At 51.3% G+C, this 26,719-nt stretch carries 25 protein-coding genes and 5 tRNA genes; 3 read left to right on the top strand and 27 right to left on the bottom strand.

Annotated elements, in window-relative coordinates; all coding sequences use genetic code 11:
- The first annotated feature begins 1 nt into the window (after nucleotide 1).
- Together emrA and emrB are read left to right on the top strand one after the other, a co-directional pair.
- The gene (gene emrA / locus DY231_RS05030; protein WP_115627503.1) at nucleotides 2-1,174 is read left to right on the top strand and encodes a multidrug efflux MFS transporter periplasmic adaptor subunit EmrA; all 1,173 of its coding nucleotides are present in this window, start codon (nucleotides 2-4) and stop codon (nucleotides 1,172-1,174) included.
- Between the two features lie 15 nt (nucleotides 1,175-1,189).
- Nucleotides 1,190-2,728 (top strand): multidrug efflux MFS transporter permease subunit EmrB, encoded by a 1,539-nt coding sequence (gene emrB, locus DY231_RS05025; protein WP_034497913.1) that lies wholly within the window; start codon nucleotides 1,190-1,192, stop codon nucleotides 2,726-2,728.
- A 90-nt stretch (nucleotides 2,729-2,818) separates the two neighbouring features.
- Here emrB and luxS read toward each other — a convergent pair whose 3' ends face one another.
- From luxS to mltB, 18 genes are all read right to left on the bottom strand, one after another.
- The gene (gene luxS / locus DY231_RS05020; RefSeq protein WP_115627502.1) at nucleotides 2,819-3,334 is read right to left on the bottom strand and encodes an S-ribosylhomocysteine lyase; all 516 of its coding nucleotides are present in this window, start codon (nucleotides 3,332-3,334) and stop codon (nucleotides 2,819-2,821) included.
- A gap of 155 nt (nucleotides 3,335-3,489) precedes the next feature.
- Nucleotides 3,490-5,046, bottom strand: a complete 1,557-nt coding sequence (gshA, locus tag DY231_RS05015) for a glutamate--cysteine ligase (RefSeq protein ID WP_115631768.1) — start codon at nucleotides 5,044-5,046, stop codon at nucleotides 3,490-3,492.
- A gap of 79 nt (nucleotides 5,047-5,125) precedes the next feature.
- Nucleotides 5,126-5,554: a YqaA family protein gene (locus DY231_RS05010; protein ID WP_115627501.1), complete on the bottom strand. Its 429-nt coding sequence runs from the start codon at nucleotides 5,552-5,554 to the stop codon at nucleotides 5,126-5,128.
- Entirely contained in the window at nucleotides 5,551-6,117 is a 567-nt protein-coding gene (gene yqaB, locus DY231_RS05005; RefSeq protein ID WP_115627500.1) for a fructose-1-phosphate/6-phosphogluconate phosphatase, read from the bottom strand. Before yqaB ends, DY231_RS05010 begins: the two co-directional genes overlap by 4 nt.
- A gap of 297 nt (nucleotides 6,118-6,414) precedes the next feature.
- A tRNA-Arg gene (locus DY231_RS05000) sits at nucleotides 6,415-6,491 on the bottom strand.
- Nucleotides 6,492-6,554: 63 nt separating this feature from the next.
- Nucleotides 6,555-6,631: transfer RNA gene (locus DY231_RS04995), tRNA-Arg, on the bottom strand.
- Nucleotides 6,632-6,693: 62 nt separating this feature from the next.
- A tRNA-Arg gene (locus DY231_RS04990) sits at nucleotides 6,694-6,770 on the bottom strand.
- Between the two features lie 196 nt (nucleotides 6,771-6,966).
- Nucleotides 6,967-7,043, bottom strand: a tRNA-Arg gene (locus tag DY231_RS04985).
- Between the two features lie 4 nt (nucleotides 7,044-7,047).
- Nucleotides 7,048-7,140: transfer RNA gene (locus tag DY231_RS04980), tRNA-Ser, on the bottom strand.
- A gap of 326 nt (nucleotides 7,141-7,466) precedes the next feature.
- Nucleotides 7,467-7,652 (bottom strand): carbon storage regulator CsrA, encoded by a 186-nt coding sequence (gene csrA / locus DY231_RS04970; protein ID WP_013574027.1) that lies wholly within the window; start codon nucleotides 7,650-7,652, stop codon nucleotides 7,467-7,469.
- Nucleotides 7,653-7,901: 249 nt separating this feature from the next.
- The gene (alaS, locus tag DY231_RS04965) at nucleotides 7,902-10,529 is read right to left on the bottom strand and encodes an alanine--tRNA ligase (RefSeq protein WP_115627499.1); all 2,628 of its coding nucleotides are present in this window, start codon (nucleotides 10,527-10,529) and stop codon (nucleotides 7,902-7,904) included.
- Between the two features lie 161 nt (nucleotides 10,530-10,690).
- Nucleotides 10,691-11,191, bottom strand: coding sequence for a regulatory protein RecX (locus DY231_RS04960; RefSeq protein ID WP_115627498.1), 501 nt, complete (start codon nucleotides 11,189-11,191; stop codon nucleotides 10,691-10,693).
- 75 nt (nucleotides 11,192-11,266) lie between these two features.
- On the bottom strand, nucleotides 11,267-12,331 hold the full coding sequence (recA, locus tag DY231_RS04955; protein ID WP_034497924.1) for a recombinase RecA: 1,065 nt from the start codon (nucleotides 12,329-12,331) through the stop codon (nucleotides 11,267-11,269).
- A gap of 83 nt (nucleotides 12,332-12,414) precedes the next feature.
- A complete protein-coding gene (gene pncC, locus DY231_RS04950; protein WP_034497925.1) occupies nucleotides 12,415-12,924 on the bottom strand; it encodes a nicotinamide-nucleotide amidase in 510 nt (169 codons plus the stop codon).
- A gap of 130 nt (nucleotides 12,925-13,054) precedes the next feature.
- Entirely contained in the window at nucleotides 13,055-13,933 is an 879-nt protein-coding gene (locus DY231_RS04945) for a metal ABC transporter substrate-binding protein (protein WP_115627497.1), read from the bottom strand.
- A complete protein-coding gene (locus tag DY231_RS04940) occupies nucleotides 13,930-14,814 on the bottom strand; it encodes a metal ABC transporter permease (RefSeq protein ID WP_115627496.1) in 885 nt (294 codons plus the stop codon). Before DY231_RS04940 ends, DY231_RS04945 begins: the two co-directional genes overlap by 4 nt.
- Complete coding sequence (locus DY231_RS04935; protein ID WP_256682640.1) at nucleotides 14,811-15,524, bottom strand: metal ABC transporter ATP-binding protein; 714 nt, start codon at nucleotides 15,522-15,524, stop codon at nucleotides 14,811-14,813. The genes DY231_RS04940 and DY231_RS04935 overlap by 4 nt, the downstream gene beginning before the upstream one ends.
- Before the next feature lie 238 nt (nucleotides 15,525-15,762).
- Nucleotides 15,763-16,836, bottom strand: a complete 1,074-nt coding sequence (gene mltB, locus DY231_RS04930; RefSeq protein WP_034497930.1) for a lytic murein transglycosylase B — start codon at nucleotides 16,834-16,836, stop codon at nucleotides 15,763-15,765.
- A 250-nt stretch (nucleotides 16,837-17,086) separates the two neighbouring features.
- Between mltB and mutS the strand changes: the two genes are divergently transcribed.
- Entirely contained in the window at nucleotides 17,087-19,648 is a 2,562-nt protein-coding gene (mutS, locus tag DY231_RS04925; protein WP_115627495.1) for a DNA mismatch repair protein MutS, read from the top strand.
- Between the two features lie 106 nt (nucleotides 19,649-19,754).
- Here mutS and rpoS read toward each other — a convergent pair whose 3' ends face one another.
- The 9 genes from rpoS to DY231_RS04880 all read right to left on the bottom strand — a co-directional run bounded on the left by rpoS (nucleotide 19,755) and on the right by DY231_RS04880 (nucleotide 26,668).
- Nucleotides 19,755-20,747, bottom strand: a complete 993-nt coding sequence (gene rpoS / locus DY231_RS04920; protein WP_115627494.1) for an RNA polymerase sigma factor RpoS — start codon at nucleotides 20,745-20,747, stop codon at nucleotides 19,755-19,757.
- 79 nt (nucleotides 20,748-20,826) lie between these two features.
- The gene (gene nlpD, locus DY231_RS04915; protein WP_115627493.1) at nucleotides 20,827-21,963 is read right to left on the bottom strand and encodes a murein hydrolase activator NlpD; all 1,137 of its coding nucleotides are present in this window, start codon (nucleotides 21,961-21,963) and stop codon (nucleotides 20,827-20,829) included.
- A gap of 132 nt (nucleotides 21,964-22,095) precedes the next feature.
- The gene (locus tag DY231_RS04910) at nucleotides 22,096-22,722 is read right to left on the bottom strand and encodes a protein-L-isoaspartate(D-aspartate) O-methyltransferase (RefSeq protein ID WP_115627492.1); all 627 of its coding nucleotides are present in this window, start codon (nucleotides 22,720-22,722) and stop codon (nucleotides 22,096-22,098) included.
- Nucleotides 22,716-23,477, bottom strand: a complete 762-nt coding sequence (gene surE / locus DY231_RS04905; protein WP_034497946.1) for a 5'/3'-nucleotidase SurE — start codon at nucleotides 23,475-23,477, stop codon at nucleotides 22,716-22,718. The genes DY231_RS04910 and surE overlap by 7 nt, the downstream gene beginning before the upstream one ends.
- 113 nt (nucleotides 23,478-23,590) lie before the next feature.
- Nucleotides 23,591-24,637 carry a tRNA pseudouridine(13) synthase TruD gene (gene truD, locus DY231_RS04900; RefSeq protein WP_370511279.1) on the bottom strand — a complete coding sequence of 349 codons (1,047 nt, stop codon included), beginning with the start codon at nucleotides 24,635-24,637 and terminating at the stop codon, nucleotides 23,591-23,593.
- Complete coding sequence (gene ispF / locus DY231_RS04895) at nucleotides 24,637-25,116, bottom strand: 2-C-methyl-D-erythritol 2,4-cyclodiphosphate synthase (RefSeq protein ID WP_034497950.1); 480 nt, start codon at nucleotides 25,114-25,116, stop codon at nucleotides 24,637-24,639. Before ispF ends, truD begins: the two co-directional genes overlap by 1 nt.
- Nucleotides 25,116-25,826 (bottom strand): 2-C-methyl-D-erythritol 4-phosphate cytidylyltransferase, encoded by a 711-nt coding sequence (gene ispD / locus DY231_RS04890; protein WP_115627490.1) that lies wholly within the window; start codon nucleotides 25,824-25,826, stop codon nucleotides 25,116-25,118. The genes ispF and ispD overlap by 1 nt, the downstream gene beginning before the upstream one ends.
- A gap of 20 nt (nucleotides 25,827-25,846) precedes the next feature.
- Entirely contained in the window at nucleotides 25,847-26,161 is a 315-nt protein-coding gene (gene ftsB / locus DY231_RS04885) for a cell division protein FtsB (RefSeq protein WP_034497953.1), read from the bottom strand.
- A 183-nt stretch (nucleotides 26,162-26,344) separates the two neighbouring features.
- On the bottom strand, nucleotides 26,345-26,668 hold the full coding sequence (locus DY231_RS04880) for a DUF3561 family protein (RefSeq protein WP_115627489.1): 324 nt from the start codon (nucleotides 26,666-26,668) through the stop codon (nucleotides 26,345-26,347).
- Nucleotides 26,669-26,719 lie beyond the last annotated feature (51 nt).

Genomic DNA, 26,719 nt, shown 5'->3' with positions numbered 1-26,719 from the left:
CATGAGCGCACATGCGGAGACTCAAACCCCGCAGCAGCCGGGTAACAAGAAAGGCAAACGTAAAGGTGCCTTACTCCTGTTGACCCTGCTGTTTGTCATTATTGCTGTGGCATATGGGATTTACTGGTTTTTAGTATTACGTCACTACGAAAATACGGATGATGCGTATGTGGCCGGTAATCAGGTACAGATAATGTCCCAGGTTTCCGGAAGCGTAACCAAGGTTTGGGCTGATAATACCGACTTCGTTAAACAAGGCGATGTGCTGGTGACGCTGGACCAGGCTGATGCAGAGCAAGCCTTTGAGCAAGCACAAACCGTGTTGGCTTCAAGTGTTCGTCAGACACGTCAGTTAATGATTAACAGCAAGCAATATCAGGCCAATATTGAGCTGCAAAAGACTTCTCTTGCACAAGCTCAAAGCGACCTGAATCGCCGCGTACCGTTGGGGAATGCCAACCTGATTGGTCGTGAGGAATTGCAACACGCCCGTGATGCCGTCGCATCGGCTCAAGCGCAACTGGATGTTGCCGTTCAGCAATATAATGCCAATCAGGCGATGATCCTGGGCACAAAACTCGAAGAGCAGCCAAGCGTTAAGCAGGCCGCAGCCGAGTTGCGTAATGCCTGGATGGCGCTGCAACGTACCAAAATCGTCAGCCCAATGACCGGCTATGTTTCACGCCGTGTCGTGCAAGTTGGCGCGCAAATTAGCCCAACGACTCCGTTGATGGCCATCGTGCCTGCGAGCGGTTTGTGGGTGGATGCAAACTTCAAAGAGACCCAACTTGCGCATATGCGTATCGGCCAACCGGCGACTGTCGTCAGTGATATTTACGGCGATAAAGTTGAGTACACCGGTAAAGTTGTCGGCCTGGATATGGGCACCGGCAGCGCGTTCTCTTTGCTCCCGGCACAAAATGCGACGGGTAACTGGATCAAAGTCGTTCAGCGTTTGCCTGTGCGTATTGAACTGGATGCCAGGCAGCTTGAGCAACATCCGCTGCGTATCGGTTTGTCGACGCTGGTGACTGTGGATACCAGTAATCGCGAAGGCAGTATGCTGGCAAACACAACTCGTCACTCTCCGGTGTATGAAAGCAATGCGCGCGAGCTGAATCTTGCGCCTGCCAACGAGCTTATCAATAACATCATCCAGGCCAATGCGGGTTAACAAAGCGGAGCTTGTATGAAACAGCAGAAACCGCTGGAAGGTGCTCCACTGGTCATTATGACCATCGCCTTGTCATTGGCGACCTTTATGCAGGTGCTGGACTCTACCATCGCCAACGTGGCAATTCCGACTATCGCCGGGAACCTTGGCTCATCATTGAGCCAGGGAACCTGGGTTATTACCTCGTTTGGGGTAGCGAACGCCATCTCCATTCCAATAACCGGGTGGCTCGCCAAGCGCCTTGGTGAAGTGAAGCTGTTCATGTGGTCAACGATTCTGTTCGTGTTGGCATCATGGGCATGCGGCGTGTCCAAAAGCCTGGAGATGCTGATTTTCTTCCGCGTTATCCAGGGGATTGTTGCCGGGCCGTTGATTCCGCTCTCACAAAGTCTGCTGCTGAACAACTATCCGCCTGCTAAGCGAAGTATCGCTCTGGCGCTGTGGTCGATGACGGTTATCGTAGCGCCAATTTGTGGGCCAATTCTCGGTGGTTATATCAGTGATAACTACCACTGGGGTTGGATCTTCTTTATCAACGTGCCGATCGGTGCGGTGGTGGTTCTGCTGACGCTGCAAACGCTTCGTGGGCGCGAAACTAAAACCGAGCATCGTCGCATTGATGCCATCGGCCTTGCGCTGTTGGTTGTGGGCATTGGTAGCCTGCAAATCATGCTCGACCGTGGTAAAGAGCTGGATTGGTTTAACTCAACCGAAGTGGTGGTTCTGACTGTCGTCGCGGTGGTGGCGATAAGCTTCTTGATTGTCTGGGAGCTGACGGACGACAATCCGATCGTTGATTTGTCGCTGTTTAAATCGCGAAACTTTACCATCGGGTGTCTGTGTATCAGTCTCGCCTATATGCTCTACTTCGGCGCAATTGTTTTGCTGCCGCAGCTATTGCAGGAGGTATATGGCTACACGGCAACCTGGGCGGGTCTGGCGTCGGCACCGGTCGGGATCATTCCGGTTCTGCTATCGCCGATTATCGGGCGCTTTGCTCACAAGCTCGATATGCGGCGGCTGGTGACGTTCAGCTTTATTATGTACGCCGTCTGTTTCTACTGGCGTGCTTATACCTTTGAACCGGGAATGGATTTTGGCGGGTCAGCCTGGCCGCAATTCATTCAGGGCTTCGCTGTGGCCTGTTTCTTTATGCCCTTGACGACGATTACCCTTTCCGGTTTACCGCCTGAGCGCATGGCGGCAGCATCAAGTTTGTCGAACTTTACCCGAACCCTTGCCGGTTCGATTGGTACGTCGATAACCACGACGCTTTGGACTAACCGCGAAGCGTTGCACCACGCGCAGTTAACGGAGTCGGTCACGCCATTTAACCCGAATGCGCAGCAGATGTATTCGCAGCTCGAAAATCTCGGTATGTCGCCGCAACAAGCCTCTGGCTATATTGCGCAGCAGATTACCAACCAGGGGCTGATTATTTCGGCCAATGAGATTTTCTGGTTCTCAGCGGGAGTCTTTATTCTGCTGTTGGGGTTGGTGTGGTTTGCCAAACCACCGTTTGGTGCCGGTGGCGGCGGCGGTGGAGCGCACTAAGTCAGACAGAATGTCAGAAATACAAAAGGGGCCGATTGGCCCCTTTTTGCATTTACTCATTATTGTCAGATGACGCGTTGCTTATCCGACCTACAGGTGCAGCTCTTTGAGTGTCTCTTTCGGCAGAGCCAGCTCTTCGTTGCTGTTTACGCTCACGCCATGCTCAAGGATATGACGCGCGATATCCTGCGCCTCTTGCAGCGAGTGCATGTGGTAAGTACCACACTGGTAAACGTTCAGCTCAGGGATCTGGTTTTGCTCTTTCACCTTCAGTACATCTTCCATTGCCGCTTTCCATGCATCAGCAACGCGAGTCTCTTCAGGCACACCAATCAGGCTCATGTAGAAGCCTGTACGGCAGCCCATTGGTGAAATATCTATAATCTCTACGCCATTCCCGTTCAGGTGGTCACGCATAAATCCAGCAAAAAGGTGCTCAAGAGTATGAATCCCTTTTTCTGGCATCACTTCCTTGTTCGGGATACAAAAGCGCAGATCAAATACAGTGATAGTATCGCCATGAGGCGTATGCATCGTTTTGGCCACACGCACTGCTGGTGCGCCCATGCGGGTATGGTCAACGGTGAAGCTATCCAACAACGGCATCTGACAACCTCCGATAAGTGATTTTTTTTAAAAATAAAATGAACCATTCTTTCCTACGCTACTCTGAGTATATGAAAGACGCGCATTTGTTATCATCATCCCTGATTCAGAGATGAATATTTTGGCCACACTCATTGTGGCCTTTTTCTTTTGTATCAAGAGTGACTTTCAAGCCAGACATCAAACGGCTCAGTATCACTGGCCTCGATATCGCGCTGGCGCTGCCATGAAGCATCACACTCTTTCTGTAATACTTCTTCAGTCAAAATCTCCAGCGGCTCTTGTACCAGAACCTGACGGTACTGCTCTGCTAACGCAAGCCCTGTACCACCAATACCATTATCAATCATAGACCGCAGAATACGTGCTGAGTACGTTAATTCTGGATCGTCAAAACAAGCAACCAGTTGGTCGCACACATCCTGATATTCTGTATTTCCGGCAATGCCATCGAGCGTTTCGGCAACGCGGCGTAAATCTGCAAACAGATCTTTACCCACTTTTGGCAGCGGATGTTGCGCAGTTTCACAACCCATACCCAGCGTCAGGCCCGGTTTGCGGCCTTCAAGAATCACACGATTCCAGTTTTTGCGGGTACATAACAATTCGTCGCTGCTCATTTCAGGTGCGTCAGCCAACACACACCAAATCATAAACAGATCAAGGAAACGAACCTGCTGCTCGTCAACGCCAATTGGCGAGAATGGGTTGATATCGAGGGAACGCACTTCGATATATTCAATCCCGCCACGCATCAGCGCATCAGAAGGCGACTCACCCGGCCCTGTGACGCGTTTCGGGCGAATCGGTGCATAGAGTTCATTTTCAATTTGCAGCACGTTGGTGTTGATTTGAAGACGCTTGCCGTCCTTCTCTAACCCCATCTGCTCGTATTCTTCCGATGGCGTCTTAATGGCACGTTTCAATCCGGCGACATAAGTCTCCAAATCGTTAAACGTGATGCCAAGATTGCTCTGGGATTTATTGGTGTAACCCAAATCGCTCAGGCGCAATGAAGTCGCATACGGTAAGTAATTCATGCCGCATTCGGTTTTTTCAAACGGCAATGCGCTTTCCTTCCCTTGCAGGAAGGATGAACAGATTGCAGGCGATGCACCGAATAAATAAGGAATGACCCAACCAAAACGGTAGTAGTTACGAATCAGGCGGAAGTATCCGGCAGAAATCGCTTCTTTACCGCTCTGCGCATCTTCTACGCCCAGACGTGCCTGCCAGAACTCCAGCGGCAACGAGAAGTTGTAGTGAACGCCAGAGATGGTCTGCATCAACGCACCGTAACGGTTTTTCAAACCTTCACGATATAACGTTTTTAAACGACCGTTGTTGGATGAGCCATACTGCGCAAGCTCAATGTTCTGACCATCGTTGATGTAACACGGCATGCTCAACGGCCACATGCGCTCGTCACCCAGTTCACGGGCCGTATGGCGATGGAGATCGCGCATAAACGTCAGCATATGGTCGATGTCGCCATCAACTGGAGTGATAAACTCCAGCAGTGCTTCGGCGAAATCGGTGGTTATCCATTTGTGTGTCAGCGCTGAACCAAGGCTTTCCGGGTGTCCGGTTGTTGCCAACTGGCCATCTGGGGTGACTCGTAGCGTTTCACGCTCAAGACCACGATGAATACCTTTTACTGCCTGAGGATGCTTTTCCAGCCAGGCCAGCGCCTGTGATACGTTCGGGATCAAATTGACCTCCCGCCTGTCGAATTCATTTTTATTAAGCATAATTGTTTTAGGTGGGGGTGATAATTATCATTCCACTCAATTAGTGCCACCACGCCATGCCTTGAACCGTTGCAGCCGCTACAACGATATAACGAAGCGCTTTACCAAGGCATAAAAAAAAGATTACCGGTCCCCAGCTCATTCTTAATAAGCCAGCTAACAGGCACAGCAGATCGCCGACTACAGGCATCCAACTGAGTAATAATGTTACCGGGCCAAAACGCTCCAGCCACGCACTTGCCTTTCCGTGCCAGCGCGACGTTTCCCGTAACGGGAAAAACCGCCCCAGAATAACGTTAGTCAGGCCTCCAAGGCTATTACCCATTGTTGCTATCACGATGAGTAACCAGGTCGGCCCTGAGCCTGAAACTAATAGCGCAATCAGCACCGCCTCTGAACTTCCTGGCAATAAAGTAGCGCTAAGAAAACTGCTGGTAAATAACGAAAAAAGCGAAAGCGCCTCACTCACAGCAAACGGACGTCCACACCATCCATTCCAGCCGCTCGCGCAGCATCGAGGCCGAAATCGGCATCTTCAAACACCACACATTTTTGCGGCGCAACGCCCATTAATTCAGCGCATAGCAAAAAAGTATCAGGAGCGGGTTTGTGATTTTTAACATGATCGGCCGCGACAACTGCGGAGAAATACTGACGTAAACCTAAGTGGTTTAGCAGCGCCTCGGCAATATCGCTTTCGCTGCCTGTTCCCACGGCCATTGGCCGACGACCATGCCAGGATTTAACGACATCAATGAGGGGAAGTGGGCGTACCGTATCAAGAAGCATAGCTCTTACGGCCTGCGTTTTTTCCTGCGCAAGACGGTGGGGATCAAGATCTGCACGATTGAGTTCGATAATCGCCTGCGCAATACGCCAGGTTGGGGAGCCATTCAACGCAACCATTGCCTGTTCGTCGAACTGCATACCATAACCCGCTAGCGTTTCACGCCACGCCTTACGATGTGTTGGCTCGGTATCGAGGATGGTTCCGTCCATATCGAAAATCAGACCGTCGTAACGTTCGTACATCTCATCCCTCACATCACACAATATTGAGGCGTTACTTTAGCGTAAACCAATAATATTGTCGCTTATTTGTAATTGAGATAGTTCAGAAGGTAACTAATGGTTTTGTGTGGTGTTACTGGGGATTTTGTTTTTGAAACTCAGGAGGTAAAACTTGGGGGGAATATGGTGCACCCAGGAGGATTACTCGCCGAAGGCTCGCCCTTCGGGCCGTTGCTGAAGCAACGTTATCTTCCCTTGTGCTTGCTGAGAAATTGAATTTCTCTGAAGCGCTACCATTGCTGGTATTTGGGGGGAATATGGTGCACCCAGGAAGATTCGAACTTCCGACCGCTCGGTTCGTAGCCGAGTACTCTATCCAGCTGAGCTATGGGTGCATCAGGTTACTGCTTTGACTTCTGAATCAATGCCACTGAACTTGCCGTAACATCGAAAAAGAATGGTGCACCCAGGAAGATTCGAACTTCCGACCGCTCGGTTCGTAGCCGAGTACTCTATCCAGCTGAGCTATGGGTGCATCGGGTTACTGCTTTGACTTCTGAATCAATGTCACTGAACTTGCCGTAACATCGAAGAAGATGGTGCACCCAGGAAGATTCGAACTTCCGACCGCTCGGTTCGTAGCCGAGTACTCTATCCAGCTGAGCTATGGGTGCACAGGATTACTTCTTTTACTGCTGACTTAATGCTGTTTGTTGTTCTAAACAACATCAACAAGATGGTGCATCCGGAGCGTTACTCGCGGTGCTTGCCCTGACGGGCCGTTGCGTGAGCAACGTTTTTCTCCCTGCTGCTCGCTAAGAAATTACCTTTCTTTGGAACACTACCAGTGCTACGTGGTAGGAGGAAGAATGGTGCACCCAGGAAGATTCGAACTTCCGACCGCTCGGTTCGTAGCCGAGTACTCTATCCAGCTGAGCTATGGGTGCAAAATGGCGGTGAGGCGGGGATTCGAACCCCGGATGCAGCTTTTGACCGCATACTCCCTTAGCAGGGGAGCGCCTTCAGCCTCTCGGCCACCTCACCACACGCCTCTTTCGAGGTGTACCGTTGAACTTGTTTCTGCTCATCGGCACTGCGTGGCGCACATATTACTTTCCCGCACTTATAAGTCAAACAATTTTTCCCAACTAATTTTTAATTGCACACTTCACACACAATTCGGGCGAATTCACGGCAAAAAGAGTGTTTTATCAACAAGCAAGATAGGGGTAATGGCGAAAAGAAAGCGATTAGGGCAAGTGAGAATTTATGATGATGACAGGAAACATGGGAGGTATTGCGAGGTAATGCGAAGAAAATAAGCCTGTAAAACGAAGCGTCTCGCTAGTGGTTAGCGAGACGCAGTAACTTTAGTAACTCGTTTGTTGCGATTTTTCAGCCTGGATACGTTGGTAGATCTCTTCACGGTGAACAGAAACTTCCTTAGGGGCGTTAACACCAATACGAACCTGGTTACCTTTTACCCCAAGTACTGTCACGGTCACCTCATCCCCAATCATGAGGGTCTCACCAACTCGACGAGTTAGAATCAGCATTCTTTGCTCCTTGAAAGATTAAAAGAGTCGGGTCTCTCTGTATCCCGGCATTCTCCATCATATACGCCAAAAAGTAAGTAGTGACAAACACATAAAGTGTGAACGGCCACGACACTACATTCTGTTATGACTAAGTCTAGCCGATATACGGGACTTTAACCTGACTTTATCATTATTGAGTGTGTGCAAATTAGTAAGACGCCATAACCTGAATGAGCTATGGCGTCTGTCTGCACTTTATTTTTTTACTTAGAGCTTCGCCGAGACCCAGGCTTCCACACCGGCCAGAGCGCCTGGCAATGCTGCCGCGTCTGTACCACCTGCTTGAGCCATATCTGGACGACCGCCCCCTTTGCCTCCAACTTGCTGGGCAATGACTCCAATCAGTTCCCCCGCCTTGACGCGGTCGGTCACATCTTTAGATACACCAGCAATCAAAGAAACTTTGCCTTCTGATACCGTCGCCAGAACAATAATTGCCGAGCCAAGCTGATTTTTGAGGTCATCAACCATGGTACGCAACATCTTCGGTTCAACGTTGGCAAGCTCACTCACAAGGAGTTTAACGCCTTTCACATCGACAGCTTTGCTGGAAAGGTTTGCACTCTCCTGCACCGCCTGCTGTTCTTTCAACTGCTGCAATTCTTTTTCAAGCTGACGGGTACGCTCCAGTACTGAACGCACTTTCTCATTCAGATTCTGGCTGTCACCTTTAAGCAACTGCGCAATATCCTGCAACTGTTCGCTCTGCGCATGAAGATTTGCCAGCGCGCCCTCACCCGTAACAGCTTCAATACGACGAACACCCGCAGCAGTACCTGATTCAGCAACGATACGGAACAGGCCAATATCGCCAGTACGTCTGGCGTGAATACCGCCACAGAGTTCGGTTGAGAAATCACCCATGCTCAGAACACGCACGTGATCATCATATTTCTCACCAAACAGGGCCATCGCACCTTTCGCTTTAGCCGACTCCAGGTCCATGACGTTGGTTTCGATTGGCAAGTTGCGGCGAATCTGGGCGTTCACGATATCTTCTACTGCACGCACTTCAGCTGGTTTCATCCCTTCAAAATGAGAGAAGTCAAAACGCAGGCCTTTGTCGTTTACCAGTGAACCTTTCTGCGCAACGTGAGTGCCCAGAACCTGGCGCAATGCCGCATGCAGCAAGTGAGTCGCAGAGTGATTCAGACGAATGCGAGAACGACGCTCTTCATCAACTTCAGCTTTTACGCTATCGCCGACTTTCACAACGCCCGCAATTAACTTGCCCAGATGGCCGATAGCCTGGCCATACTTCTGCGTATCGCTGACAGCAAAATCTACGCCGTTCGCTTTAATCGCACCTTTGTCGCCAACCTGGCCGCCAGATTCTGCATAGAATGGCGTCTCGTTGAGTACGATAACCGCTTCTTGTCCGGCAGTAATTTGCTCTACCGCTTTACCGTCAACAAACAGCGCGGTGACTTTCGCAGTCAAATCGGTGTGATCGTAGCCTTTGAACTCAGAAGCAGAATCCACGCGAATCATGCTGTTGTAGTCAGCGCCAAAACCGCTGGACTCACGTGCACGACGGCGTTGCTCTTCCATAGCAGCTTCAAAGCCTGCTTCGTCTACCTTGAGGTTACGTTCACGGCAAACATCTGCTGTCAGGTCAACCGGGAAACCGTAGGTGTCGTACAGGCGGAAAGCGGTTTCGCCATCCAGAGTGTCGCCGGTCAGTTTTGCCAGTTCTTCATCCAGCAGCGCCAGGCCACGCTCAAGTGTACGAGCAAATTGCTCTTCTTCAGTTTTCAGAACTTGCTCAACCAGCGCTTGCTGGCGTTGCAGTTCTTCGCCCGCCGCACCCATTACTTCAACCAATGGGCCAACCAGTTTGTAGAAGAAGGTTTCTTTCGCACCCAACATGTTGCCATGACGAATCGCACGACGAATGATGCGGCGCAGCACATAGCCACGGCCTTCGTTCGACGGAGTAACGCCATCAGCAACCAGGAATGCGCAAGAACGAATATGGTCAGCGATAACACGCAGCGACTTGCTGGTCAGATCGGTTGCGCCAGTGACTTTGGCAACAGACTGAATCAGCTTGCTGAACAAGTCGATTTCGTAGTTGGAATTAACGTGTTGCAGCACAGCGGCAATACGCTCCAGACCCATACCGGTATCAACAGACGGCTTCGGCAGTGGCAGCATAGTGCCATCCTGCTGACGGTTGAACTGCATGAACACGAGGTTCCAGATTTCGATATAGCGGTCACCATCTTCTTCAGGGCTGCCCGGAGGGCCGCCCCAAATGTGGTCGCCATGGTCAAAGAAGATTTCGGTACATGGGCCGCACGGACCGGTGTCACCCATCTGCCAGAAGTTGTCAGATGCGTAAGCGCCGCCTTTATTATCGCCAATGCGGATAATGCGCTCGCGCGGAACACCGACTTCTTTTTCCCAGATTTCAAACGCTTCGTCGTCAGTCTCGTATACCGTGACCCACAAACGGTCTTTTGGCAGGTTAAACCACTGCTCGCCGGTCAATAATTCCCATGCGAAATTGATGGCGTCATGCTTGAAGTAATCGCCGAAGCTGAAGTTACCCAGCATCTCAAAGAAAGTGTGGTGACGGGCAGTGTAACCGACGTTTTCCAGATCGTTGTGTTTACCACCTGCGCGGACACAACGTTGGGACGTTGTTGCACGGGAATAATTACGTTTGTCGAGACCAAGGAATACATCCTTGAACTGGTTCATCCCGGCATTGGTAAACAGCAAAGTAGGATCGTTATTCGGAACCAGGGAGCTACTCGCTACAACCTGGTGACCTTTACTATGGAAAAAATCGAGAAACGCCTGACGGATCTCAGCGGTGCTCTTGCTCATAATTATCCTGAAATCAAGCTAACGAGGAGTTAGCAAACCGGTCATAGCCAATTTTGGTGCTTTGGTCTTGACCTGTTTGCCTGGAAAAAGTGGGAATAAGATAAGTTTTCTTATCGGGGAAGTAAAATCCCGCGTGGCCCTAATCGGCAAAATTTAGATATTTACCGTGAATAAACGCCCTGGATATCTTCCATGAAGAATCCGCGGTATAGAAGAAAGCGCTGCACCCTGGCTCGTTCTTTCCATTCTGTTGGAAGCGGCTCACCAAATTTTCGCTCAGCAATTTCTTGTGCCATCACCTGCCAGTCTATTTCGCAATTCAGCATAGCGGCTTCCCCCGTCTCTCGCGAAATACCTTTGCTTTGTAATTCCTGGCGAATACGCTGCGGGCCATAACCTTTGCGGCCACGACTGGCGATAAAGCGTGTTGCGAAAAGTTCGTCATCCAGCCAGCGATGTTCATAACACCAGGCAATTACCTTTTCGATATCTTCTGGCGTAAAAGGATCTTCGTCTGTTTTTGGTTTTCCGGGAAAAGTCGGCTGGGCCGTCAGTTTGCGACGAAGTTCTTGTTCGCTGTGATCGCGCATCGCCAAAATGCGAGTGGCTTTGTCTAATAATCGGGAATATGGGCTGCGGCGGGAAGTAGATTCAGCAGGCATAGCGGATAACCTGTTTAAAAGAAAATGTTGTTACGCAGAAACAAACAAGGGCTGCCGTAGCAGCCCTTATGGGATTTAGAAGTCTTCTTTGGTTTCGGCAACGTCTTTGTCGTGGTCATCAACGACGAAGTCTGGTGTGCCATCCTGGTTATTGAGCAGCATGTCACGCAGTTTCTTCTCGATTTCGACAGCCATTGGCTTGTTCTCTTTCAGGAAGTTACTGGAATTTGATTTGCCCTGCCCAATCTTCTCACCATTATAGCTGTACCATGCACCCGCTTTTTCAATCAGCTTGTGCTTCACGCCCAGATCAACCAGTTCGCCGTAGAAGTTAATACCTTCGCCGTACATGATCTGGAATTCAGCTTGTTTAAACGGTGCAGCAATTTTGTTTTTAACGACTTTGACGCGGGTTTCACTACCTACCACGTTATCACCATCTTTCACCGCGCCAATGCGACGGATATCCAGACGGACAGAAGCGTAGAACTTCAGCGCGTTACCACCCGTAGTGGTTTCTGGGTTACCAAACATCACACCAATTTTCATACGAATCTGGTTGATGAAGATAAGCAGGGTGTTGGATTGCTTAAGGTTGCCTGCCAGTTTACGCATGGCCTGGCTCATCATACGTGCCGCAAGACCCATGTGAGAGTCACCGATTTCGCCTTCAATTTCAGCTTTCGGCGTCAGTGCAGCAACGGAGTCAACAACCAGTACGTCTACAGCACCAGAACGTGCCAGGGCATCACAGATTTCCAACGCTTGCTCACCAGTATCTGGCTGGGAGCACAGCAGGTTGTCGATATCTACGCCCAGTTTTTTAGCGTAAACCGGGTCCAGAGCGTGCTCGGCATCGATAAACGCACACGTTTTACCTTCACGTTGAGCGGCGGCGATAACTTGCAAAGTCAGCGTCGTTTTACCAGAAGACTCTGGCCCGTAGATTTCAACGATACGACCCATTGGCAGGCCACCGGCCCCCAGAGCGATATCCAGTGAAAGTGAACCGGTAGAGATCGTTTCCACGTCCATGGTACGGTCTTCACCCAGACGCATGATGGAGCCTTTACCAAATTGTTTTTCAATTTGGCCAAGTGCTGCCGCTAACGCCTTCTGTTTGTTTTCGTCGATAGCCATTTTTACTCCTGTCATGCAGGGTGATACACGGATGTGCCACACTGCTTACTATGCTGTTTTGTTGTGCCAATTATACTGTATGGTCATACAGTATCAAGCTTATTTTTGAGAAATTCTTCCCACAGAGTTTGCAGTGCGTATTCCGTGGCCTGGCGGCGAACTGAGTCACGGTCGCCATCAAAACATTGATGGTGTGCAACCGTTCCATCTTTCTTTGAAGCAAAACCAAACCACACCGTACCGACTGGTTTTTCAGCACTGCCGCCATTTGGCCCGGCAATTCCGCTGACGGCAACCGCGAAGTCAGCTGCGGCCGCGTATAACGCCCCTTGCGCCATTTCGCGCACTACGGCTTCACTCACTGCGCCGTGAGTTTCCAGGGTGCCGCTGTCAACACCAATCATCTGATGTTTTGCTTCATTACTGTAGGTAACAAAGCCGCGTTCAAACCAGGCGGAACTGCCCGAAACATCAGTAATCACTTTCGCAATCCAGCCACCAGTACAAGATTCAGCAGTGGTAAGAGTGGCACCGAGCTGACCCAGTGCTTCACCGACCTGGTGACTTAATTGACGCAATGTTTTCTCTGTCATGTTGGCTCCGATTGTAGACATATCGCAGGCTTACACGATAGCACTTAACGACGCTTTCAGAGGATTACATTAGATAATACGAGGCGGTTCCAGAAAAAACAGAACGGCCAGCGATTGCTGGCCGATTAAATCACTTCATGCTGTTAGCGATGGCGTCCACATTGTGTTTAAACGCCATTTCATAGGTGCTGGCTGGGCCGCCTGCGGGTGAAAGTGCTTCAGGATAAAGCTCGCCACCCGGCTGCGCGCCACTGGCCGCAGCAATTTGTTTTACCAGGCGAGGGTCGGTCTGATTCTCAATAAAGTAAGTTTTGATGTGCTGGTTTTTAAGCTGCTTAATGAGTGTCGCAACATCGCTGGCGCTCGCTTCAGCTTCTGTTGAAAAACCCACTGGCGCCAGGAAAGTGACGCCATACTCCTGGCCAAAATACCCGAATGCATCGTGGCTGGTGAGCACTTTGCGGTGTGATTTTGGAATAGACTCAAAACACGTTTTCGCCCAACTATCCAGCAGCTTCAAGCGGGTGACATACTCGGTGCCGCTCTCGCTAATTGTTGCCGCATCTTCAGGGTCGGCAGCCATCAGCGCTTTAGTAATATTTTGTGCGTAGATAGCTCCGTTTTCGGCACTGTTCCAGGCGTGCGGGTCGGTAACTTGCTTACCCTCCTCCTCCATTTTACGAGTGGAAACGCCTTCGGAAGCGACAATCACTTTGCCTTTATATCCTGACGCACTCACCAGGCGGTCCATCCACCCTTCCATACCCAGCCCGCTCACAATAACCACGTCAGCTTTGCTTAACGCGACGCTGTCTTGTGGTGAAGGTTCAAAGCTATGGGGATCACCATCTGGCCCCACCAGACTTTTCACCGTCACATGCTCACCGCCAACCTGTTTTGCCATATCAGCCAGCACCGTAAAACTGGCAACCACATTGAGGTTTTTAGCGAGTGTCGCCTGGCTGGAGCAAGCCAGCACCAATGCAATCATCATCCCAAAACGTTTCATTTAATCCCCTTGCTTGTTGTTATCCAGCCTCTACCAAGGCTCCGAACCAGTCCGCTACGCGAACCAAAAAGTATTGAGATAAAGAAGCCTATGCTCGCCGTTAATACGATAGCCGGGCCTGCGGGAAGTGCTGCAGCAAAAGACCACGCCAGCCCAAGCCAGGCAGATAACAGGCCGCAAATCACGGCAATCAGCATCGCGCCTGGTAACGTTTTCGCCCAGCAACGCGCAGAAACAGCGGGCAGCATCATCAATCCGACAGACATCAGCGTGCCGAGAATTTGAAATCCCGCGACCAGATTAAGCACCAGCAACGCGAGAAAAACACCGTGTATAAGATGGGGAGCAAAGCGGTTATTAACCTGCAAAAAGCTGCGGTCAAAGGTTTCCATCACCAGCCCTCGATACAACCCGGCCAGAATAAGCAACGTCACGCTCGCAATCACGCCAACAAAGAGAGTGGCCTGACTATCCACCGCCAGAATGGAACCGAACAATAGATGCAGTAAATCGACACTGGAACCCCGTAGCGATATCAGCGTGACGCCCAGCGCCAGCGAGCCGAGATAGAACCCGGCAAAACTGGCATCTTCTTTTAGATTGGTTCGTGAACTCACCAGGCCTGAGATTAACGCCACCAGCACGCCCGCCACAAAACCACCAATACCCATGGCGATCAACGACATACCTGCCAATAAATACCCCACGGCAACACCGGGTAGAATCGCGTGCGACAGCGCATCGCCCACCAGGCTCATGCGTCGTAGTAAGAGGAAAATCCCCAACGGCGCGGTACTAATAGATAACGCCAGGCACGCCACCAGCGCCCGGCGCATAAAGCCGTAGTCGATAAATGGTTCGATTAAAAAGTGATAAATCATGCGGATAACGCCAGAGGTGTGCCTGTTTGCGAGTAACGAGGCAACACTTGAGCAGCATCCCCCCAATGGAAATTTTCTTGCTCAAGCAGTAAAACTTGCGGGAAATGCCTGCTGACACGTTCGTTATCGTGCAATACCGCCATTACCGTTTGCCCTGCCTGGTGCATCTGGCAGATTAACGTCATCAAAAAATCACTGGTCTGTGAATCAACGCCGGTAAAGGGTTCATCCAGCAATACCAGCGGCGCGTTTTGCACCAACAGCCGCGCGAATAACATTCTTTGAAACTGACCGCCGGACAGCATTTCGATAGGTTTTTTGCTGTAAGCGCCTAAACCAACACGCTCAATAGCATCGGTTACTTGCAGACGATTTTTGCGATTCAACGCAGAAAACAGACCACGCGCAGGCCATGCCCCCATGCAAACCACATCGTAAACGGTGGTAGGGAACTGCCGTTCCATCTCGGCGAGCTGCGGCAACCACGCAATGCGGGGGGCGCATCCATCCGTAAATAATAATTGCCCGGAGACCGGTGGCTGAAGCTTCAGCAGCGTTTTGAGTAAGGTCGATTTCCCAGTGCCGTTCGCACCGATGATGGCAGTCATGCTGCCTTGCGTAATATGGCCGGTTAATGGCGCTGTTACGCCCTGTCCCTGGTAGCCCAGCACTAATTGATTTAGCGAGATCATGGCAGTGCTATCGCCCATAAAATTGCCAGCCATAAACCAGCAAGCAAAATTAAGACGGCACAAAATCGTACCGGAGCAGCCATGGTAAAGAGTGTCCGTGAAGGAAGCATTGCGGGATAAACCATTCAATCTTGATTTGTTATAACATAACATAAATCAAATTGAATGCGATGTAAATTCCTGATCGACGATCAGGAAAAACCTACACGATATAAACGAGGGGAAAACCCCGCCTCAGAATAAGGCGGGGAAAAGCTTACTGAACGCGAGCCAGCGCTACTGCCTGACCGAGCTGCCAGACCGCCATCGCATAATGCGTGCTGTGGTTGTAGCGCGTGATGGTGTAGAAGTTCGGCATGCCGTACCAGTACTGGTATCTGTCACCCATATCCAGGCGCAACAAACTGGCTTCCTGATGATTCCCCAGGGAACTTTGTGGGGTAAGTCCGGACTGCTGCAACGCAGAAACCGAATATTTGGTTTTGAAACCGTTCGCCAGCCCAGGGACCTGGCCGTTGGCCGGAACCGCAACTAAATCGCCCTTCACCCAACCGTGACCTTTAAAGTAATTCGCGACGCTGCCGATGGCGTCTTCCGGATCCCATAAATTCACATGGCCGTCGCCGTTGAAATCAACCGCGTATTCTTTAAAGGAGGATGGCATAAACTGACCGTAGCCCATCGCCCCGGCAAACGAACCTTTCAATGCCAGCGGATCATCGCCTTCATTACGTGCCATCAGCAGGAAGGTTTCCAGTTCGCCCGAGAAGTATTGCGCACGACGCGGATAAGCAAATGACAACGTCGCCAGTGCATCAATGATGCGCGTTTTACCCATCACGCGGCCCCAGCGGGTTTCCACACCGATAATTCCGACGATAATTTCCGGTGGCACGCCGTAAACCTGGAAAGCACGTTTCAGCGCGTCATCATATTGATTCCAGAACGCGACGCCATTTTGCACGTTATCTGGCGTAATGAACTTAGCGCGATAACGTAACCATGCGCCATTTGGACCCGGAGGCGGCGCGGTGGTTGGCGCTTGTTGATCCATCAAACGCAGCACGTAATCTAATCTTTTCGCCTGAGAAAGCACTTCATGCAATTGCTGGCGGTCAAAGCCATGCTCGCTCACCATTTTATTGATGAACTTCTCGGCTTCAGGATTATTGGCAAAATCCCCCGTCTGCATAAAGACATCATGCTGCGGCTGCAACAGGAAACCACCCGAAGGCGTGCCGGCTTGCTGCTGCGGAGTTTCAGTTTTCGGTTTGCTGCTACATGCGGCCAGCAAAACAATAAGCGGAAGTAACGCGACGGAGTAACGCATGTGTTGAGATATCCATATGACTAACGACGAATGTGTATTCCTTATGGTAAATCAAAATCACAGCGGGAGTAACAGACTCTGCGAGCCGACGCGAAGTTTTCCTGCGGTTTGGCGATATGTCATCGAGTGGTTCTATGGTGTAATAGCGAAGCTTTTCACGGTGAATCAGCTTCATGCGATAATGTGACCCCTAACAATAATAAAAAATCGCAATTAACTTTTAATTCAATGGATTAAAAAGAAAAACATTATGAGTACAACGGAAAACTTCGACGCCCATACCCCAATGATGCAGCAGTACCTGCGCCTCAAAGCAGAACATCGCGACATCTTGTTGTTCTATCGCATGGGTGACTTTTACGAGTTGTTTTATGACGATGCAAAACGTGCGTCTCAACTGCTTGATATTTCCCTGACCAAACGCGGCGCATCCGCCGGGGAACCGATTCCTATGGCTGGCGTGCCACATCACGCCATCGAAAACTATTTAGCTAAGCTTGTGAATCTGGGTGAATCTGCCGCCATTTGCGAACAGATTGGCGATCCGGCCACCAGCAAAGGGCCTGTCGAGCGCAAAGTCGTGCGCATCGTTACGCCAGGCACTATCAGCGATGAAGCCCTGCTGCAAGAGCGCCAGGACAACCTGCTAGCCGCCATCTGGCAAGACGGCAAAGGCTTCGGGTATGCCACGCTCGATATCAGCTCCGGGCGTTTTCGCCTGTCCGAGCCAGAAGATATCGAAACCATGGCCGCCGAACTTCAGCGAACCAATCCTGCTGAACTGCTGTACGCAGAGGATTTTGCCGAAACGCGTTTGATTGAAGGCCGCCGCGGTTTACGTCGCCGCCCGCTGTGGGAATTTGAAATCTCTACAGCCCGTCAGCAGATGAATATGCAATTCGGCACCCGCGACCTCACCGGTTTTGGCGTCGAAAATGCCCATCACGCGTTATGTGCTGCTGGTTGCCTGTTGCAATACGTCAAAGACACGCAGCGTACTTCACTGCCGCACATCCGTTCAGTGACCATGGATCGCCAGCAAGACAGCATTATTATGGATGCCGCCACGCGCCGTAATCTGGAGATTACCCAGAACCTGTCTGGCGGCTTTGAAAACACGCTCGCCTCAGTGCTGGATTGCACCGTCACGCCGATGGGCAGCCGTATGCTGAAACGCTGGCTGCATATGCCGATTCGTAATGTTGATGTGCTGCAAAAACGCCAGCAGACCATCGCCGCTCTGCAAGACCGTAGCGCTGAAATTCAGCCGGTATTGCGTCAGGTCGGCGATCTCGAACGTATTCTGGCGCGCCTGGCGTTACGCACCGCGCGTCCGCGTGATTTAGCGCGTATGCGCCACGCATTCCAACAGTTACCGGAACTGCGTCAGTTACTGGCCGACGTCCCGACTGATTATGTACAAACGCTGCGTGAAAACATGGGCGAATTCACCGAATTGCGTGAATTGCTCGAGCGCGCGGTGGTGGAGTCGCCTCCTGTGCTGGTGCGCGATGGCGGCGTGATTGCGCCGGGTTATCACGAAGAGTTAGACGAGTGGCGTGCGCTGGCGGATGGCGCGACAGATTATCTCGATAAACTGGAAATCCGCGAGCGTGAAAAACTCGGTCTGGATACGTTGAAGGTCGGTTTCAACGGCGTGCACGGTTATTACATTCAGATTAGCCGCAGCCAGAGTCACCACGCGCCGATTCACTACGTGCGCCGCCAGACGCTGAAAAATGCCGAACGCTATATCATTCCTGAACTGAAAGAGTACGAAGACAAAGTTCTGACTTCCAAAGGGAAAGCATTAGCGCTCGAAAAACAACTCTACGATCAACTGTTCGACGCGTTGTTGCCTCATCTTGAAGCGTTGCAACAAAGTGCGACCGCTCTCGCGGAACTCGATGTGCTGGTGAACCTTGCTGAACGTGCCTACAGCCTGAACTACACCTGTCCGCAATTAAGCGATAAGCCTGGTATTAAAGTCGTCGGGGGCCGCCATCCGGTAGTTGAACAAGTGCTGAGCGAACCGTTTATCGCTAATCCGCTGAGCCTTGCTCCGCAACGCCGTATGCTGATTATTACTGGCCCGAACATGGGCGGTAAAAGTACCTATATGCGCCAGTCTGCGCTGATTGTGTTGCTGGCTTACATCGGCAGTTTTGTTCCCGCACAGCAGGCGGAAATTGGCCCAATCGACCGTATCTTCACCCGTGTCGGTGCCGCAGATGACCTGGCATCCGGGCGTTCGACCTTTATGGTGGAAATGACCGAAACCGCCAATATTCTGCATAACGCCACCGAACATAGTCTGGTGCTGATGGATGAAATTGGCCGTGGAACGTCCACGTATGATGGCTTGTCGCTCGCCTGGGCGTGCGCAGAAAGCCTGGCTAATCGCATCAAAGCCATGACGCTGTTCGCCACGCACTATTTTGAGCTGACAACGCTGCCTGAAAAAATGGAAGGTGTAGCGAACGTTCACCTTGATGCGATTGAACATGGCGACACCATTGCGTTTATGCACAGCGTGCAAGACGGTGCAGCGAGCAAAAGTTATGGCCTGGCCGTTGCCGCGCTGGCAGGTGTGCCAAAAGAAGTGATCAAACGTGCGCGTCAAAAACTGCGCGAGCTGGAAACGCTTTCTAACAACACCGCCGCGACACAGGTCGATGGAACACAGATGTCGCTGTTGTCTGTCGCAGAGGAAACCTCGCCTGCGGTTGAGGCGCTGGAAGCATTAGATCCGGACTCGCTGTCACCGCGTAAGGCGCTGGAGTGGATTTATCGCTTGAAGAGTCTGGTGTAGAAAACGCCGGATGGCGCTGCGCTTACCCGGCCTACAAAAAACATAAAAAAAGCGGTGACCTGGGTCACCGCTTCTTTATTTGAACAGTCGATTATTCGCGGAACATTTACTCGCGGAACAATGCTTCGATATTCAGACCTTGCGTCTGCAAAATTTCACGCAGACGACGCAGACCTTCAACCTGAATCTGACGAACACGTTCACGAGTCAGGCCGATTTCACGGCCCACATCTTCCAGTGTTGCAGCTTCATAGCCTAGCAGTCCAAAACGACGAGCCAGCACTTCACGCTGTTTGGCGTTCAGTTCAAACAACCACTTAACGATACTTTGTTTCATATCGTCGTCTTGTGTGGTGTCTTCCGGGCCGTTGTCTTTTTCGTCAGCCAGAATATCCAGCAGCGCTTTTTCAGAATCGCCACCCAACGGGGTGTCGACTGAAGTAATGCGCTCGTTGAGACGCAGCATACGGCTAACATCATCAACCGGTTTATCCAGTTGCTCGGCAATCTCTTCCGCACTCGGCTCATGGTCAAGCTTGTGAGAGAGTTCGCGAGCAGTACGCAGATAAACGTTCAGCTCTTTCACGATATGAATCGGCAAACGAATCGTACGGGTTTGGTTCATGATTGCCCGTTCGATGGTCTGACGAATCCACCATGTTGCATACGTTGAAAAACGGAACCCACGTTCTGGGTCAAATTTCTCAACGGCACGAATCAGCCCCAGATTACCCTCTTCAATCAAGTCCAGCAGAGCCAGACCGCGATTGCTATAACGACGGGCAATCTTAACCACCAGACGCAAGTTACTTTCAATCATGCGACGGCGGGAAGCGATATCACCACGCAGAGCGCGGCGGGCAAAATACACCTCTTCTTCGGCTGTCAATAATGGGGAATAACCAATCTCCCCAAGATAAAGCTGAGTCGCGTCAAGCACACGCTGAGTGGCCCCCTGTGACAACAACTCCTCTTCGGCAATGTCGTTATCACTGGGTTCCTCTTCTACGAGGACTTTTTCGTCAAAGACCTCAACTCCATTCTCATCATATTCCGCGTCTTCATTTAACTCGTTAACTTTCAGCGTATTCTGACTCATAAGGTGGCTCCTACCCGTGATCCCTGGGCAAAATACTTATGTGCATAAATACAGATCTGCAGTTAAGTACTTCGCCGGCTTATCGCTGCGGCAAGTAACGCAGCGGGTTGACGGATTTCCCCTTGTAACGAATTTCAAAATGTAAACGTGTTGAACTGGTTCCGGTGCTACCCATGGTAGCTATCTTCTGCCCCGCCGTGATTTCTTGTTGTTCCCGGACCAGCATTGTATCGTTATGGGCGTAGGCACTCAGGTAATCATCGTTATGTTTAATGATGATTAGATTACCGTAACCACGCAGCGCGTTACCGGCATAAACCACACGCCCGGAGGCGGTAGCAACAACAGCCTGGCCTTTGCTGCCTGCGATATCGATCCCTTTATTGCCACCTTCGGTAGCAGAGAAGTTCTCAATAACCTTGCCTTCAGTCGGCCAACGCCAGGTCGAAATTGGCGCGCTATCGGACGTGCTGCTGGCAGTTGGTACAGTAGTCGTAGAGCTAACCACAGGTGCCGTAACCGGTGCTGTGACAGTTGTCGCAGTCCCTTTATTATTCGGCAACATTTTGTTAGCACTCTGTTCACCTGAATCCTCAGAATACGTAATTACAGGTTTAGAAGCAACCACTGTGGTGCTATTTTGCACAGGCGTAGGCGCAACGCCTTGTGCGCTGGCATCTGCCGTAGTCACGGCATTGCCACCGGTGATTGGCGTACCCGAAGCGTTCCCGATTTGTAGCGTTTGACCCACGTTCAGGCCATACGGTGCCGGTATACTGTTGCGCTGGGCTAAATCACGGAAATCGTTCCCGGTAATCCACGCGATGTAGAAAAGCGTGTCGCCACGTTTAACGGTATAAGTGCTGCCGCCGGTATAGCTACCTTTAGGGATATCGCCATATTTGCGGTTATAAACGATGTGGCCGTTTTGAGTTTGCACTGGCGTTGAAACCACCGGCTGCGGCTGCGTTTGCATCGGCTGGATCGTCGGTTGCTGCTGCACCGGCTGAATTTGTGGAGTCTGGCTTTGGGTGGACATTTTCGGTGGCTGGGTTACCAGCATGCCACCGGAAGAACTGCTGCTGGCATTGCTGTTGCCGCCTACAGAACTGATAGGCGCCTGGCTGTTATTGCTGGTACATCCAGCTAGCCACAGGCTCACCAGCGATAACGCTGCAATACGGCGTAAAGTAAAAGTTGGGCTTCCCGCGCTCATTAATCCCCCAAAAACAATCATATGCTTATGTATGAAAATACGGCAGAACCGGCGCTTACGGCCAGTTATCAAAATCTCGCTGCGCGTAACGTTACGCCAAAAACCTTAGAAAAAAAGCAAGATATTTCCGGGTTATGCCAGTTCACCCTTCACTAAGGGTACAAAACGAACGGCTTCTACCGTATCAATGACAAATTCCCCACCAAGTCGGCGAACGCGCTTCAGATACTGTCTGTCTTCGCCAACCGGGAGAACTAAAACACCACCTTCGTCCAGCTGAGACAATAACTCAGCAGGGATCTCTGGCGGTGCAGCCGTAACAATAATAGCGTCAAATGGGCTTCGCGCATGCCAGCCCTGCCAGCCATCACCATGACGGGTCGAGATATTGTGCAGATCGAGCTGCTTTAAACGTCGCCTTGCGTGCCATTGCAGGCCTTTGATGCGTTCAACTGAACAAACATGATGCACCAGATGCGCCAGAATAGCCGTTTGATACCCGGAACCAGTGCCGATTTCCAGCACACGCGACTCAGGAGTTAACTCCAGCAACTCGGTCATTCTTGCAACCATGTAGGGTTGTGAGATGGTTTGGCCTGAACCAATCGGTAATGCCGTATTTTCCCAGGCTTTGTGTTCAAACGCTTCATCGACAAATTTTTCTCGCGGCACCGACGCAATCGCATTCAGAACTTTTTCATCCGTTATGCCTTGATTACGCAGCTGTGCGAGAAGGGCTTGTACGCGTTTGCTTACCATTGCTCATCCACTCCTGATTTGTTCAACCAGTGGCTGACGACCTCGCGAGCGCTATGGGCAGTCAGGTCAACATGCAATGGCGTTACCGAAACATAGCCTTCATCAACAGCGGCAAAATCGGTATCCGGGCCTGCATCGAATTTATCGCCCGGAGGCCCAATCCAATACAGCGTATTTCCACGAGGATCTTCTTGCGGAATGACTTTATCTGAAGGGTGACGGCTGCCACAGCGAGTCACACGAATGCCCTTGATTTGATCAAGCGGCAAGTCCGGCACATTAATATTTAAAATGCGCCCGGTACGCAGCGGCTCACGCATTAGCGCACGCAAAATTGTGCATGTCACGGCAGCGGCCGTTTCATAGTGCTCATGGCCATTAAGCGAAACAGCCAGCGCCGGAATGCCCAAATGTCGCCCTTCCATCGCCGCCGCAACGGTGCCGGAATAGATAACGTCATCGCCCAGGTTTGGCCCCGCGTTAATACCGGAAACCACCACTTCAGGTGCGGGACGCATCAAAGCATTCACGCCGAGATAGACACAGTCAGTCGGCGTGCCCATTTGCACAGAAATATCACCGTTTGCCAGCGTGAAAGTTCGTAATGAAGATTCGAGCGTCAGTGAGTTTGAAGCCCCACTGCGATTACGGTCAGGGGCAACAACCTGCACTTGAGCAAATTCCCTTAGTCGGGCAGCCAGAACTTGAATGCCCGGCGCGTTGACCCCGTCATCGTTACTCAAAAGTATTCTCATAGTGAATTTACAAAGCTTCTTATTGTTTTATCCCAGTTAGCTGATTTTAGTGCAGCCGTCATGAAATTGTTGCTGTTTTTGTAACATTCACAACAAAGAACTGTCCAGGATTACTATTCGGCAATATCAGCATAACCGCCCGGCGCGTTCATTAGTTCACGCACTACGCTTGTCGCGAAACTCCCGGCTGGCAGCCAGAATTTCAGCTCAACGGTGATATCATCCCACCAGTCCCAGCTTAACTCTTTCGGCATGACCAACATGGCGCGACGCGCCGCTTCTACACGCTCACGTACCAACAGTGACTGTAAATCAGTTTCCTGTGCCACACACTCTTGCTCAAAAGCAAGTGCTGCGTTTTGCGAACCCCAGGCTCCGTCACCTGGCAGTGGCGCGGTAATCAGCAATTCACCCGCATCAACACGGCTTTGCAGCTCTGGCATCTCTTCAGGCGTTGCGACAAACCAGCTCCCACGCCCGGCGAGTTGCAAAGCGTCGCCATCGATAACCTGGTTGAAGTCCGGTTTTTTCAGCCTTTCGCTAACAATCTGGTTAAACATGGCGCTGCGAGCTGCTGAAAGATAAAAGCTGCGTTTATTGCGGTCACGGATTGGCGCATTGCTTTGCGCCCAACGCAGGGCCTGATGCAGGTTATTACCTGCAATACCAAAACGCTGGCTGCCAAAGTAGTTCGGCACGCCCTGGTGCAGAATCTTATTCAGGCGCTGTTCAAGCTCCGCGCGGTCACTCACGTCGCGCAGCACCAGCGTGAAGTTGTTACCTTTCAAAGCACCGAGGCGCAGTTTACGGCGATGGCGGGCAAATTCCAGCACCTTGCAGCCTTCAAGCTCAAACCCGCTCATAACCGGCATTTCTTTACCCGGCAGACGTACGCAGAACCATTGCTCGGTTACTGCATGCTTGTCTTTCTGCCCGGCAAAGCTCACTTCACGGGCGGGAACCTTCAGATATTTCGCCAGCGCATCAGCAACAAAGCGTGTGTTACAGCCATTTTTCAGGATGCGTAACAGTAGTTGCTCGCCGTCGCCATCCGGCCCAAAACCCAGGTCTTCGATAACCACGAAGTCCTCTGGACTGGCTTTGATTAACCCGGTGCCTTGTGGCTTGCCGTGCAGCCAGGTCAGATTCTGCATATCCATTATTTACGCGCCTTATGCAGCAGAGCGACCGCTTCACACGCAATACCTTCGCCACGACCGGTAAAGCCCAGCTTTTCGGTGGTGGTGGCTTTCACGTTCACATCATCCATATGGCAACCGAGATCTTCGGCAATAAACACGCGCATCTGGGGGATATGTGGTGCCATTTTTGGCGCCTGCGCAATGATGGTCACATCGACGTTACCCAGGGTGAAACCTTTAGCCTGAATGCGACGCCACGCTTCACGCAGCAACTCGCGGCTATCAGCGCCTTTAAACGCCGGGTCAGTATCCGGGAATAATTTACCGATATCCCCTAAAGCCGCCGCCCCCAACAAAGCATCTGTTAATGCGTGCAGCGCGACATCACCATCAGAGTGAGCGAGCAGCCCCTTTTCGAACGGTACACGTACGCCACCAATGATAATCGGGCCTTCTCCACCAAAGGCGTGTACATCAAAACCATGTCCAATACGCATTATTCAGTCTCCGTTTGGGTTAACCGCGTGAGGTAAAACTCCGCCAACGCCAGGTCTTCAGGACGAGTCACTTTTATATTATCGGCGCGGGCGCTAATTAATTCGGGATGGAAGCCACAATACTCAAGCGCTGAGGCTTCATCTGTAATCGAGGCATGTTCATCGAGTGCGCGCTGCAAGCAGGTTCGCAGCAATTCCAGCGGGAACAGTTGTGGCGTTAAAGCATGCCAGAGGTCTTCGCGATCGACGGTATGGGCTATCAGGTTTTTACCCGGCTCGCCGCGTTTCATGGTGTCGCGCACGGGTGCAGCCAGAATACCGCCAATTTTGCTGGTTTCCGTTATCGCTAATAAACGCGCTAAATCATCCTGATGCAAGCATGGGCGCGCCGCATCATGTACCAGCACCCATTGTGCGCCCTGCACCACGTTTAGCCCGGCAAGCACGGAATCAGCACGTTGCGCTCCGCCCTCAATGACCGTCACATCTGGGTGTGAAGCAAGAGGCAAAGAGGCAAACCAGTTGTCGGTTGGGCTAATGGCGATAATGACATGAGCCACGCGTGGATGGGCCATCAGGCTTGCCACCGCGTGTTCAAGAATAGTTTTATTGCCGATTTTTAAATATTGCTTAGGACATTCCGTTTGCATGCGGCTGCCGATACCTGCTGCCGGCACCACGGCAATTACGTCCGGGGAGGAGTCTGCCATGTAGATTCACTTACGCTTGATTATCGATTGTTCTGCCCGGCAGTGTTGCCTAAGCGCTTAGAGCTATCGGGTACCAGGCGGTAGAAAGTTTCACCCGGTTTGGTCATGCTGAGTTCGTTACGCGCACGCTCTTCAATGGCTTCCTGGCCGCCATTAAGATCGTCAATTTCAGCGAACAGCTGATCGTTACGCGCCTTGAGCTTGGCGTTCGTCGCCTGCTGAGCGGTAACATCGTCGTTCACACGCGTGTAATCATGTACGCCGTTTTTTCCAAACCACAGCGAATACTGCAACCAGACCAACAAAGCCAGTAACAGCAACGTTAGTTTACCCATCCTGCCCCCTGAAAAACGGCACAATCATCGCACAAAATTTTATCGAGCTTCGCTCTGGGCCCAAAATGGCCCCTCGTATTTGCGGCAGAATTTATCACAGATAGCGGCAACATGCGCGTTTGGAGGCGAGTTAGCGAACTTGCGGTCATAAATAGTCTGTTACGGTTTGGTAAATATTTACGGCTAACCCATCAGCCACAAGAATAGAATGCCGAACATGAGTGCCACGGCCAGCACCGTCGCCGCGCAGCTATATACCACGCGTCCGCGCAACAAAGAGTACAAGGCAATCCCTACCACCACCGCAACAGGGAGGAGCGCAAGGAAGAATGGCCAAGTATAGAGGAAGAAAAACAGGGTGTTAGGGCCGTAAACCAGGAACGGAATGCCCAGCGCCAATAGCCACGACAAAAAACCGATAAACGCCCCGGCCAATGACCAGGTCGTCTCTTCGGTGCCAGGGCTTGCTTCAGCCGATGTAATAGCGATATTGGTACTATTGCGCATAACGAATCCATAAACCCTGCAAGCCAGGTACGAAACAATCCTGGCAATGTC

The organism is Buttiauxella agrestis (assembly GCF_900446255.1).
Lineage (GTDB): Bacteria > Pseudomonadota > Gammaproteobacteria > Enterobacterales > Enterobacteriaceae > Buttiauxella > Buttiauxella agrestis.
Note: the sequence above shows the minus strand (reverse complement) of the source record. Positions and strands in the feature narration are given on the sequence as shown.

Excerpts from the sequence above, each read along its gene's own strand:
- mltB (WP_034497930.1), bottom strand. The coding sequence starts at position 16,836 with ATGCGTTACTCCGTCGCGTTACTTCCGCTTATTGTTTTGCTGGCCGCA.
- DY231_RS04960 (WP_115627498.1), bottom strand. The coding sequence starts at position 11,191 with ATGCCTGCTGAATCTACTTCCCGCCGCAGCCCATATTCCCGATTATTA.
- pncC (WP_034497925.1), bottom strand. The coding sequence starts at position 12,924 with ATGACAGAGAAAACATTGCGTCAATTAAGTCACCAGGTCGGTGAAGCA.
- surE (WP_034497946.1), bottom strand. The coding sequence starts at position 23,477 with ATGAGAATACTTTTGAGTAACGATGACGGGGTCAACGCGCCGGGCATT.
- mutS (WP_115627495.1), top strand. The coding sequence starts at position 17,087 with ATGAGTACAACGGAAAACTTCGACGCCCATACCCCAATGATGCAGCAG.
- nlpD (WP_115627493.1), bottom strand. The coding sequence starts at position 21,963 with ATGAGCGCGGGAAGCCCAACTTTTACTTTACGCCGTATTGCAGCGTTA.
- ispF (WP_034497950.1), bottom strand. The coding sequence starts at position 25,116 with ATGCGTATTGGACATGGTTTTGATGTACACGCCTTTGGTGGAGAAGGC.
- ftsB (WP_034497953.1), bottom strand. The coding sequence starts at position 26,161 with ATGGGTAAACTAACGTTGCTGTTACTGGCTTTGTTGGTCTGGTTGCAG.
- luxS (WP_115627502.1), bottom strand. The coding sequence starts at position 3,334 with ATGCCGTTGTTGGATAGCTTCACCGTTGACCATACCCGCATGGGCGCA.
- recA (WP_034497924.1), bottom strand. The coding sequence starts at position 12,331 with ATGGCTATCGACGAAAACAAACAGAAGGCGTTAGCGGCAGCACTTGGC.
- rpoS (WP_115627494.1), bottom strand. The coding sequence starts at position 20,747 with ATGAGTCAGAATACGCTGAAAGTTAACGAGTTAAATGAAGACGCGGAA.
- DY231_RS04880 (WP_115627489.1), bottom strand. The coding sequence starts at position 26,668 with ATGCGCAATAGTACCAATATCGCTATTACATCGGCTGAAGCAAGCCCT.
- emrB (WP_034497913.1), top strand. The coding sequence starts at position 1,190 with ATGAAACAGCAGAAACCGCTGGAAGGTGCTCCACTGGTCATTATGACC.
- yqaB (WP_115627500.1), bottom strand. The coding sequence starts at position 6,117 with ATGTACGAACGTTACGACGGTCTGATTTTCGATATGGACGGAACCATC.
- emrA (WP_115627503.1), top strand. The coding sequence starts at position 2 with ATGAGCGCACATGCGGAGACTCAAACCCCGCAGCAGCCGGGTAACAAG.
- truD (WP_370511279.1), bottom strand. The coding sequence starts at position 24,637 with ATGGATATGCAGAATCTGACCTGGCTGCACGGCAAGCCACAAGGCACC.
- csrA (WP_013574027.1), bottom strand. The coding sequence starts at position 7,652 with ATGCTGATTCTAACTCGTCGAGTTGGTGAGACCCTCATGATTGGGGAT.
- DY231_RS04940 (WP_115627496.1), bottom strand. The coding sequence starts at position 14,814 with ATGATTTATCACTTTTTAATCGAACCATTTATCGACTACGGCTTTATG.
- alaS (WP_115627499.1), bottom strand. The coding sequence starts at position 10,529 with ATGAGCAAGAGCACCGCTGAGATCCGTCAGGCGTTTCTCGATTTTTTC.
- DY231_RS04910 (WP_115627492.1), bottom strand. The coding sequence starts at position 22,722 with ATGGTAAGCAAACGCGTACAAGCCCTTCTCGCACAGCTGCGTAATCAA.
- ispD (WP_115627490.1), bottom strand. The coding sequence starts at position 25,826 with ATGGCAGACTCCTCCCCGGACGTAATTGCCGTGGTGCCGGCAGCAGGT.
- DY231_RS04945 (WP_115627497.1), bottom strand. The coding sequence starts at position 13,933 with ATGAAACGTTTTGGGATGATGATTGCATTGGTGCTGGCTTGCTCCAGC.
- DY231_RS04935 (WP_256682640.1), bottom strand. The coding sequence starts at position 15,524 with ATGGGCGATAGCACTGCCATGATCTCGCTAAATCAATTAGTGCTGGGC.